This window comes from Pseudooceanicola sp., from assembly GCF_029213205.1.
GTDB lineage: Bacteria > Pseudomonadota > Alphaproteobacteria > Rhodobacterales > Rhodobacteraceae > Pseudooceanicola.
The window spans coordinates 62,031-73,241 of the sequence record NZ_JARGNH010000010.1; the positions used below are offsets into that span (position 1 = coordinate 62,031).

At 67.7% G+C, this 11,211-nt stretch carries 5 protein-coding genes; 1 reads left to right on the forward strand and 4 read right to left on the reverse strand.

Annotated elements, in window-relative coordinates; all coding sequences use genetic code 11:
- Nucleotides 1–208: 208 nt before the first annotated feature.
- Complete coding sequence (locus tag P1U48_RS09835) at nt 209–4,765, forward strand: CHAT domain-containing protein (protein ID WP_301068805.1); 4,557 nt, start codon at nt 209–211, stop codon at nt 4,763–4,765.
- 82 nt (nt 4,766–4,847) lie between these two features.
- Here P1U48_RS09835 and P1U48_RS09840 read toward each other — a convergent pair whose 3' ends face one another.
- From P1U48_RS09840 to P1U48_RS09855, 4 genes are read right to left on the reverse strand one after another with little or no spacing between them, the layout of a single operon-like run.
- A complete protein-coding gene (locus tag P1U48_RS09840) occupies nt 4,848–6,854 on the reverse strand; it encodes a translocase (protein WP_301068806.1) in 2,007 nt (668 codons plus the stop codon).
- Entirely contained in the window at nt 6,847–8,997 is a 2,151-nt protein-coding gene (locus tag P1U48_RS09845) for a PqqD family peptide modification chaperone (protein WP_301068807.1), read from the reverse strand. Before P1U48_RS09845 ends, P1U48_RS09840 begins: the two co-directional genes overlap by 8 nt.
- A complete protein-coding gene (locus tag P1U48_RS09850; RefSeq protein ID WP_301068808.1) occupies nt 8,994–10,865 on the reverse strand; it encodes an HlyD family efflux transporter periplasmic adaptor subunit in 1,872 nt (623 codons plus the stop codon). Before P1U48_RS09850 ends, P1U48_RS09845 begins: the two co-directional genes overlap by 4 nt.
- A gap of 7 nt (nt 10,866–10,872) precedes the next feature.
- A complete protein-coding gene (locus P1U48_RS09855) occupies nt 10,873–11,208 on the reverse strand; it encodes a DUF3467 domain-containing protein (RefSeq protein WP_301068809.1) in 336 nt (111 codons plus the stop codon).
- Nucleotides 11,209–11,211: the final 3 nt, after the last annotated feature.

Genomic DNA, 11,211 nt, shown 5'->3' on the forward strand with positions numbered 1-11,211 from the left:
TTTTCCTCCCCATAGTGCCGGAACAGTTTCCACATTGCGCCACGGCGGAGTCAACGCCAATCGGTTTCTTGCTGCGTGCGTGAACTCCCGGAGGGGCACCAGCCGAGGCCAGGCCAATCGTCATAACGTCTATGTTGGTTGATTCGACACGCCCGGTCAGTGCAATATTGCAGCATCGATATTAGTCATACGAAACAGGTATTTTCCGATGCGTCGCGCGATTTTCTCGTTGGTTTTCTGTATGTTCCCCTGCGTTGTAACGGCGCAAACCGCGCGTGAGACCTGTTCGGACCTGGCCCGGCAATTGCAGGTTCCCGGCGTTGGGGTCTGGACATATGACATCGACACGGACGCGGCGATCGCGGCCTGTTCGGCGGCAATTGCCGCAGATCCGGAGGATGACGCCAGCCGCGCCTATCTGGCCGATGCCTATGAACAGGCGGGTCAAGATGATCTGGTCACCCAACATATGCGCCTGCTGCGCGACAGCGACAATCCCGATGCACAGGCGATGGCGTCACGCTATTTCATCAGCGGGGCGGACAAGGATCTTGACCTGTCGCTAAGCCTCGCCCGCCGTTCGGCGGAAAGCGGCAATCTCTATGGCATCTACCGGCTGGCGCGGGTGCTGCGGGTCAAGGACAGCGGCTTTTACGACCCCGCAGAGGCGCTGCGCCTGCTGGAACAGGCGGGGGAGGCCGGCCAGCCCTATGCCTTGGCTTTGCTCGGCGATATTTACATGTATGACGACGGCCGCAGCGACGCCGACAAGGCGCGGGCGATCACCTATTACCGGCGCGCCGCCGAGATCGGCGAAGTCGGGGCGATGGCCGAAATGGGCCGTGCCTATCGCTGGGGCGTCGGGATCGAGGCCGATCCGGCCAAGGCCATCCCGTTCTGGTCTCGCGCCTCGGATCTGGGGAGTGCCTATTCCAGCCTTTACCTCGGCTACATCTATCTGAATGGCACCGGCGTGCCCGTGGACCGCAAGAAGGCCGAACTCTATTTCACCCGCGCCGCCGAAGCTGGCCGCGCCCGGGCGCATTTCGCCCTGTTCTCTCTGCTGGACAAAAACGGCGAAGGCGCGCGCGGGCTGCCGCACCTGCTGAAAGGTGTCGAAGAAGAAGACAGCTATGCGCTCGACGAATACGGCACGCTTCTGGCCGAGGGCAGGCTGGTCGAAAAGGATCTTGAGACTGCGGTCGATATGTATCTGCGCGCCGCCAAGGCCGGGTTTGAATATTCCCTATGGCGCGCCTTTGATCTGGTGCGCAAGGAGTTGCCCGACCGACTGCCCGAGGCCGTCGCCTGGGCGCGTGAGAGCGTCGCCCGCAATGACCCGGCGGGCTATGAACGGTTGGGCACGCTCTATGCCCTGGGCCAAGGCGTGCCGGTCGATCCCATCGAAGCCGCGCGGCTCTATGAAAAGGCCTATCGGCTGGGCGACAGCCTCGCCGCGTTCAAGCTGGCGAATAACATCGCCGAGGGGCAGCTCGGGTTCCGCGACCAGACCGTGGCCAACGGCCTGTTTGAAAAGGCCGCCGAGCTGGGCAGTTCCGCTGCCCGCGTCAAACTGGCCTGGAGCTATTTCGAGGGCAGAGGCCTGGAAAAGGACCAGGCGCGGGCAATCGACATGGCGCGCGAGGCGATCAGCGACGGGCATAAAGCAGGCCGCTTCGATCTGGCCTATTTCCTGGTCAATGCCGACGAGCCCCTGCGCGACCGCGAAGAGGCGGCGCGACTCTATACGCTGGCCTCGGCGCATGGCTCGACAGTGGCAGCGTCCAATCTGGCCGAGATGTTCGAGACCGGTCTTCACGGCGAACCCGATCCGGTCCAGGCACGGAAATGGTATGAAAAAGCGGCCGAGGCGGATCATGCGCGGGCGCTCTACAAGGTGGCGCTGTATCAGATTGAAGAGGGCGGCGCGGCCAAGTTGACCAAAGCGGCGCAGAACCTGGCCAAGGCCGCGGTGGACGGCTGGGAAAAGGCCGAGACCCGCCTCAACGCGGCGTTCAGCGATGCCAGCGATCCGCTGCATCCGGTGGTCATCGCCCCGGATTCCGCCCTGGCGGAGCACTATCTCGACCTCGGGCTGTTTTACGAACGCGCCTTTGTCGATTGCGGCGTGTTCCTGGACGATTGCGGCAAGGTCGGGCGGCAACGGCTGGATCTGGCGCAGGCCGCCGAATGGTATCGCCGGGCCAGCGCCCAATTGCCGAAGGCGCAATTCTGGCTGGGTCGACTGCTGGCAGCGCATCCGGAATTCGAAGCGACGACAGGTGAAGGCCGGGCGGTGCTGGATGTGGCCGCCGCGACGGGTCAGCCAGAGGCGCAGATCCTGCTGGCGCTGCCCGCCGGGATCGATCTGGACCCGGCGCAGGCCGACACCCGCTTTGCTGCCGCGCTGCATGATGTAACCCCTGAGAACGCCGCCTTTCTGGCGGCGCTGGCGACCATCGGGCGGTTCGGCGATGCGGCCATGGCGCCGGGCTGGCGCTGGCTTGAGGTGCGGGCCGCCGCCGGTGACGCGCAGGCCAATCTCGGGCGCTTCGTGGTGACGATGTTCCTCGGCGCCTTTGACGAGGCCGCAACGCATCTGAACAATCTGCCGGACAATGTCGATATCGAGCTTGCCGAGGTCGATTATTCCCTGCGTCAGGCGCTGCGCTTTCTGATGAACAACGTCCGCGATGACGTCACCCCGACCGAGGCGCAATTGACGGCGATGGAGCGGCTGATCACCGCCTTTGAAACCCGCGAACCCGGCAGCGCCCGCGAGCTGAAACAGATGCTGGACGAGGTGCGCCTGCGCCTGCAGACCCGCGACAGCTATGAGCCGCTGACGATCACCCCCGGCCTGCCACTGGCCGAGCGGATCGCCGCCACCTCGAAACGAATCGACGCCAAGCTGGCCAAAGGCGGGCTGTCGCCGCATCTGGTGCCGCTCTATCAGCATCTGGCCCAGCTTCAGGCCGAGGCGGGCGATGCCGCCAGCGCCGAACGTTCGGTCTATCAGGCGATGCGCGCAGCGCGCGAGATGAATGATGGGGTCCGGCACCTGAACGGATCGCTTGTCTATCACATGGAAATGGCCTGCTGGCAGCGCAAGGGCAGCGATCTGCTGTTCTCGATCGGCGCCGATGCCGCCGGGTTGACGCTGGCCAAGGCAGCGGTGAACGAATTGCAGGCGGCGCGTGGCACCCTTGTCGGCCTGCCGGAAAACCTGCAAAACTGCTTTCGCGATCTGCTGAGCACGCAATACCGGCGGATGGCCGATCTGCTGATCCAACAGACCCATCTGAACGAGGCACAATGGGTGCTCGATCAGCTCAAGGATTTCGAAAGCTTCCGCTATGCCAACCGCGCCCCGGAGCGCGCCGGGCGGTCGTTTGATCAATTGCAGATGTCGGCGGCGCAGGCCGGTGTCATGGCCAGGATCCACGGCCTGCCACTGACCGAAACCATCCGCCTGGCGCAACAGGTCAAAACGCTGGAGGCCGCAGGCGATGCCGACGCGGCCGAGGCGCTGCGGCAGCGGCTGGAGGCGGCGCAGGAGGCGCTGGCGGACAGCCTCGATACGCTGGTCGCGGCGGTCGAGGATCTGGACATTGCCGGTGAGAGCGAGATCCCGCGTGAAGTGTCGGCGCGGGCGCTGCGGCGGTTGGGCGGGCGGCTGGACCGGCTGGACGGGGTCGCGATGGTCTATTCGGTGACCCTGCCTGAACGCACGCATTTCCTGATCGTCACCGGCCAGGGCACCGAACATCGCACCGTCGAAATGTCCGAGGCCGATCTGAATGGACGCATCCGCGCGCTGCGCGCGGCCTTGTCGAACCCGGCGCGTGACCCGAGGCCGCTGGCGCAGGCGTTCTATGCCGACATCTGGGCCGATGTTGAGGCGGCGTTGAGTGACATCGGCGCGCAGCAGGTGCTGCTCTCGTTCGACGGGCTGATGCGCTATGTGCCGATTGTGGCGCTGCATGATGGCACCGACTGGCTGGTGTCGCGGCGCGATTACGTAACCTTTACCAGCGCCAGCCGCGATCTGTTGCTGGACAACGAGGCGCTGGACCGGATCGAGGTCGAGGCGCTGGGTGCGACACGCGGTGGCGGCGGCTTCAGCGCCCTGCCCTATGTGCGCAACGAGGTCACCTCGATCGTCGGCGACAAGAATGGCAAGGGGCGCGTCGCCGGGCGAAGCTGGCTCGACGATGCCTTTGACGCCGACGCGCTGAGCCGCGCCTTTGGCTCGGGCGCGCCGGTGATCCATGTCGCCACCCATTTTCGGCTGACCGATCGCGAAGACAGCTCGGCAATGCTGCTCGGTGATGGTCAGACCCTGTCGGTCGCCGATCTGAAACGGGGCGTGCGGCGCGGCAGTTATGATCTTGCCGATGTGCATATGCTGGTGCTGTCGGCTTGTGAGACGGCCCTGTCGGAAGGCTCGGAACTGGAAAGTCTCGCCGCCGAGGTGCAATGGGAGGGGGTGCGCACGGTGCTGGCGACACTCTGGCCAGTGGCGGATCGCTCCACCGCCAGGTTCATGGAGGCGTTTTATGGGCGGCTGGAGGCCGGCGATGGTCGCGCCCAGGCGCTGCGGGCAGTGCAGGTCGCCTTTGCCGGAAACCAGGATGCCATGACCACTGGCGACACCCGTGGCGGCACCGCGCTGAAACCCGCATTTCAGGGCGGGCATGACCTTGTTGGCGTGTCGCATCCGTTTTACTGGGCCGGGTTCCAGATGATCGGACAATGGCGGTAAGACGCGGCTCAGCCGATGCCATCCGGCATCACGGTTTGACTGGACCTCACCGCGCCAACACTCTGCCGAGAGCCCGCCGCTCTCAGATGTTGTCCGGGCGGAACCCCAGTGCCTTGTCCTGCTTGCGGGCGCGGCGCACGGTGTCGGCACGGCGTTTGCGCCCGCGCCGCTCTGACCGGGCCTGGGCGAGGTTGCGCAGAAGCTCGGCCAGCGGGCTGGGCAGACGGCCGGGCCAGCGGGCCGAGAGGGCGCGCAGCACCCGCACCATCCCCGGCGCCATATCGGCAAACAGCGGATCCTCAAGCGAAACATAGGCGGCGGCGGAGCCGCGCTGACCCTGCCGGGCGCTGCGCCCGATCAGCTGTCGGTCGATGCGCGACGAGCTGTGGAATTCGGTCAACATGACATGCAGCCCGCCCTTGGCCTCGACCGCGTCGGTCACCGGAATATCGGTGCCACGCCCAGCCATATTGGTGGCGACGGTGATCCGCCCCGGCGCCCCGGCCTCGGCCACGATCCCGGCCTCGTCCGCATCCTGGCGGGCGTTCAGCACCACCGGCGACGGCCCGGCGGCGCGCAGCCGTTCGGCAATGGCTTCAGAGGCGGCGACCGAGCGGGTGCCGATCAGCACCGGGCGCCCGCTGCCGGCGATCCTTGCGGCATCGCGCGCCACGGCGACCCAGCGGTTTTCGGCGCGGCCATAAAGCCGGGTGCGTGCCATTCGACGGCGTATGCGGCGATGCGTTGGCAGCCGCAGCACCGGGCGCCGGTGGCTGAGGCGCAGCTCACGCGCGACCTCGCGCGCGGTGCCGGTCATCCCGGCGAACCACAGATAGCGGGCAAAGAAGGTCTGATAGGTGATCTGCGCCAGCGTCTCGCGGCTGCCAGACCGCTCGACCCGTTCCTTGGCCTCGATCATCTGGTGCAACCCGCTTTGCCATTGCCGGTCGGGCATCACCCGCCCGGTGAATTCATCAACGATGGCAAGGCCGTCCTCGGTGACGATATAATCCTCGTCGCGGGCATAGAGATGCAGCGCCGAAAGCGCCTGGACCAGCGCCTCGCGCCGGGCCATTTCCGGGATCAGCGCCGGGATTGGCGGCACCAGCCCGGCCAGAACATCAGCGGCGGGCGGCAGCAGGCGCAGGCTACGCGCCTTGCGATCCAACTGGAAATGGGTGCCCGGATCCAGCGTCGCGGCCAGCGCCAGCATCACCTCATCCGCCGCACGGGCGGCATCGCCACCGGGGCGTTCGACGGTGATGATCAGCGGCGTCTGCGCCTCGTCGATCAGGATGCTGTCGACCTCGTCGATTACCGCAAAGCCGAGGCCCCGGGTCAGGATCCGGGCGCTGTCGCGGCCGCCGTCCCCGCCCAGCATCCGCCGGGCAATTGCGGCCAGCGCGGTGCGGTCGCGGCCCAGCGCCAGCCGGTCCCGCAGATAGTCAAAGGTCACGTCGGAATTGGTGGTGAAGACGACATCAGAGCCATAGATCGCCGGGCGCAGGTGATGCTCGGTCTCTTCGGTAATGACACCATGGGTCAGCCCAAAGGCCTCCAGCACCGGGGCGAGCGTCTCGGCATCGCGGCGGGCGAGGTATTTGTTGACGGTGATGACATGCACCGGCACCCCGGTCAGGGCCACCAGAACCGCCGGGATCAGCGTGGTGATGGTCTTGCCCTCGCCGGTGGCCATTTCGACGATCTGGCCACGGGTCAAGGCCAGCCCACCGGTGATCTGCACCGGATGATGGCGCATCTGCAACCGGCGAAAGGTCATCTCGCGCACCCCGGCGGCGACGATCCGCATCGGTCGCCCGCGCAGCCCGCGCGCCAGCAACAGCGGCGCTTGCGCCCGCACCTCGGCCACCAGAGCGACATCGTCAAGCGCCGCCAGCCGTCGCCCGATGCGGATCACCGCGCCGGTCTCGATCCGGGCTCTCAGTCCCGGCCCCCTGGTCGCCCGGCGCAGATAGGACAGGGCGGTGCGCACCAGTTCGTCGGATCGCCTTGGCGTCAGCGCTCGCCGCTCGGGCTCGGCGGTGTCGGCGCGTTCCGAGGTCTGCCAGGGCCGCGCCGCGTCAGACATCGAAGGACCGCAGGAACAGCGCCCGGACCGCGCGTGCCACCCGAACGGCCAGCGGTTTGGCGGTGAAGTTCAGCCGCACATAGGCACGCATGCCATAGGCCGGGCGGGTGCCTGCGGGCAGGCCAAGGTCGAACTGGAACAACCGCGTCGCACTGCGCAGCGACCCGTCCTGCCCCGGCACCGTGGCAAAGGGCCCGCCACCGTCCAACGCCAGCACCGGCGAGGGCAGGATATCGTCGCCCGCCGGCACCACCCGCCGCACCTCGGCCGGCATCACCCGGTCGGGCGCGTCGGCCAGGCGCAACTCGATCCCGCGCAATTCGCGCTGCATCAGGGCGGCCAGCGCTTGCGGCATTGCCACCCGGATCACCGGATCGTTCTGTGGCAGGATCTGCCCGATCACCGCGCCACGCGCCAGGATCCGCCCTTCGAGCCCGGTGGCGGCGGGCAGGTTCAGCCTGCCGGGCAAGGCCGCCGTGACTTCCAGCTCGGCCAACCGGGCGTTGGCATCATCGCGGGCGGCAGCGGCTTCCTCGACCCGGCTGCGCGCCTGGATCACGTTGGCGCGGCCCTCGGCCCTTGCGGCGGCATATTGCGCCTGCGCCTTTTGCAATCGCGCCGCGCGGATTCGCGCCTCGGCCTCCAGATCCGGGGCCGCAAAGCTGACGATCGGCGCGCCCGCGGCCAGGGTGGCGCCATGCGCGGCATGCAGTGATACGATCCGCGCGGTTTGTGGGGCCCGCAATATCGCCTCTTCCGGCAGCCAGACGACACCCTGCACCACGGCGTAATGCGGCAAGGGCGCGGCAAAGACCAAGGCGCCCAGCCCGAGCGCGGTCAGCGCCGCCCCCAGCACCGCCCGTTGACCGACGCGCTGGATGCGCGGATCGGTCAGCCCCTTTTGCGCGGTCTTGAGGATTGGCCAGGCCAGCATCAGGGTGATCGACCAGATTGCCAGCAGCACCCCGACCAGCCGGTAACTGCCCGCCACGAACAGTGCGATACTGACCGAAATCATCAGCCGATAGGCGAAAGCCGCCGGCGGGTAGAGCGCAAACCAGGTCCGTTCCCAGCCGTTGATCTGCATCCGGGTGCGCGCCCGTTCGCCGGTGCCGAGGATATGGACCCGCACCATTTCGCCCCACCAATCGTTGCCGCGTTTGGCCAGGTTCGGGATCTCGATCAGATCGCAGAGCACATGGTAGCCGTCGAATTTCAGCAGCGGATTGCCATTGACCGCCAGCGTCGACAGGCCCGAAATGATCATGGTGTTGAACAAGACCGCGCGCACCACCCCCGGCTCGGCCCCGATCCAGAGGAAAAAGGCGCAGGCGGCGATCACCAGTTCCACCACCACCCCGGCCGCCGCCACCGCCGCGCGGTCCCACTTGCTGGGAAAGGCCAACGAGGCCGAGGCCTCGACGTAGGGGATCGGATAAAAGGCGATGAACATCAGCCCCATCTCATGCACCTCGCCGCCACGGCTGCGCACCGCGACACCATGGCCGATCTCGTGCAGGGCCTTGACCAGAGGATAGATCAGCGCGATCAGCCCGAGGTTTTCCAGATCGAGAAAGCCCTCAAGCCCGCGCGCGGTCAGCGCCGCCCAATGCAGTGGCAGAAAGGCCAGCGCCGTGGCGATGATCGCAGCGGCCAGCAGCCACCAGAGGGCGCGGGGCAGCCCCCCCAGCAGCCGCACCAGACCAATCAGGAACCGGTCCGGGTCGATCAGCGGCAGGGTGATCGACAACGGGTTCAGCAGCAGCTTTTTCCACTTCTGCGCGCGGTCCTTGTCGCGGCGCTCCAGCAGATCGTCGAGCATCGGCGTGTCGGCATTGTCCAGCAGGTCGGACTGGTGCAGCTGGCTCAGCAGGCGGACGATTTCATCCTGGGTCGGGGCGTCCTCGGCCAGCCGGGTTTGCAGGTCTTCCCAGATCGCCTGAATGGTGCGGGTGCCGTCGAGCCGCCCGGCGACCTCCTGCGCGGCGGGGGTCAGGCGGTGGACCTTGGTGCCGGTCGGGTCACTCAGCACATACCAGGGCTGGCCAAGATAGATGTTGCGCACCACCCGCACGTCGCGGCGCAGCCGGGGCCTGGCGCTGCTGATCCGATACCAGTCGTTGGAATGATGGCTGTCGCTCATGGCAGCCAGCGCCAGCTGAGCAGTTTGAGCCGGACCAGGGTGCCGCGCAGCCAGGCATGGGCCAGCGAGCTCCGGCCCACCTCGATCTTGGCCACCCCCTTGAGGCCGGGGCGCAGCCCGGCGGGCGGGTCGTTCACCAGCGCCTCGATACGAAACCGGTTCTCGCCGTCGCCGGGGTCAGACACCGCCGCGATCGACTGCACGGTGAACGGCACCGGCCGGTCGGGCAGTCCGGCCAGCACGGCGCGGCCCAGCTGCCCGGTGGCGACCAGCCCGAGGTCGAATTCGCTCACCTCGATGCGCAGCCGCCAGCCGTCCTGGCGCGCCACCTCGAACAAGGTATCGCCACGGCTGACCGGCGCGCCGATCCGCTGGCTCAGATCGCCCGACACGATCAACCCGTCAATCGGCGCGGTGATGGTCAGCCGGGCCAGCCGCGCGGCGGTCAGGTCAGCGGCGGCGCGGGCCTCGGCCAGATCGGCCGTGGCGATGGCGGCGGCGGCCCGATCGCCCTCGGACAGCGCTGCGCGCAGGGCTTGCCGCGCCTCGTCGATCCGGGCGGCAGCGGCGGCGGCCTCAAGCGTCAGATCGCGCGAATCCAGCCGCGCCAGCCTGTCTCCCGCCCGCACCTGCTGCCCGGCCCGGGCGGGCGCTTCGGCCAGGAACCCGTCGACCGGCGCCACGGCGGCCTGTTGCTCGGCGCCCTCCAGGGTGGCCTCGGCGCGCACCCGCAACCCGGTCTGGATCAGGAATGGCAAGGTCAGCGCCAGGGCCAGGGTCAGCGTCGCCAGGCTGATCGCCGGACGTCGCCCGAACACCGCGCCCAGCCCGCGCCCGGCCCAGTCGCGCAACCGGCCCGACAGCAGCCGCCTTTCGTCATATTTGGCCTTGAGGAGTGGCGCCAGCGCCGCCGCCACCAGCTGCAATTCCTCTGCGGTGCCATCGGCGAGAGCCACTGCAGCGTCACCGGCGCGGCCGCGTTCCAGCAACAGCACCCCGACCGGCTGACCGCGCACCAGCAGCGGCGCCGAGATCAGCGCCCCGGCACCCAGATCCCGCGCCAACAGCCGATGCGCGGCGTCGATCATCTGCCGCCCGGCCTCGGGTGCGGGCCAGGTTACCGGCACGCCCTGCGCCAGCGCTTCGTCCATCGCGGCCTCATAGGCGGCGACGGCCTGCGCCTTGCGACCAAAGGCGGCAACCCGGCTCAACGCTTCAAGCCGGACCCGGCCCCGGCGCTGCATGCCGATGGCGGCAATGTCGAACCCGGTCAGATCGGGGATCGCATTGACCAGCGCCAGCGCCGCGCCGTCGAACCGCGCATGTGACTCACAGGCCGCCAGCAGACCGGTCAGCAATTGCGCGCTGCTGGCCTGCTTGCGCCCCAGCGCCGCCTGCCCCTGCATCAGCCGCGCCTCGATCCAACCGCATGACCAGTGCAATTCACGCATCAGAGCGCGCATCGCTGCGCCATTCGGATGCTGACCCAGCGCCAACACCAGAATCCCCTGCACCGTGCCGCCGCTGTCAATCGGGTAGCCAAGCAGGGTGTCGCTTTCGCCGCGCTGCAACAAAGGCTCGGGCTTGCGCAGCATCGCCTCGGCCAGGGTCACCAGCCGGTCGGTTTCCGCCTCCGCCACCTGCCAGCGCGCGGCCAGGCCCAGACGGCCGCCGTCACCGCGCAGGAACAGCGCCCCAGCCTGAGCGGTGGCGATCCGGTTGGCGGCGATGGCCAGCCAGCCCTGCAGGAATTCCGCCCCGTCCACCGGGTCGAGGAATGCGCGCCAGGGATCCGCCGGAGCTGGCCGGGCGGCGGCGGTCGATGCCTCCGGTTCGGGGTTGTCTTGCGGTGTGCTCCGGCCTTCCAAAGCGGACTCAGTCCTTCAACGGGCCATACCGTCCCTCGTATTCACCGATGAGCTCATTCAGCACCTCGCGCAGTTTTCCGGCGGCATGCGGGCTCATGATGATGCGGTGCTGGATCTCGATCTCCAGATCGCCGTCGCTGCGGTCCCAACTCTGGTTGAGGCCAAAATTGATCACCACCTCTTCGCGGGTGCTGGTCGCGTTGCAGACGTTGCAATAGGAGCTTTTCATATGGCTGGTGTCCAGACGCACCCGGCGCTCGTCTCGGGGGGCCGGTTCCGCGACCGGACCGGTATCCTGCGCCCCCTCAGCGGCGGGTTGGGAGGTTCCGTTCTTCTTGACCATGGT

Bases quoted from the DNA above. Each gene is read 5' to 3' on its own strand.
- P1U48_RS09835 (WP_301068805.1), top strand. From the start codon at position 209: ATGCGTCGCGCGATTTTCTCGTTGGTTTTCTGTATGTTCCCCTGCGTT.
- P1U48_RS09840 (WP_301068806.1), bottom strand. From the start codon at position 6,854: ATGTCTGACGCGGCGCGGCCCTGGCAGACCTCGGAACGCGCCGACACC.
- P1U48_RS09845 (WP_301068807.1), bottom strand. From the start codon at position 8,997: ATGAGCGACAGCCATCATTCCAACGACTGGTATCGGATCAGCAGCGCC.
- P1U48_RS09855 (WP_301068809.1), bottom strand. From the start codon at position 11,208: ATGGTCAAGAAGAACGGAACCTCCCAACCCGCCGCTGAGGGGGCGCAG.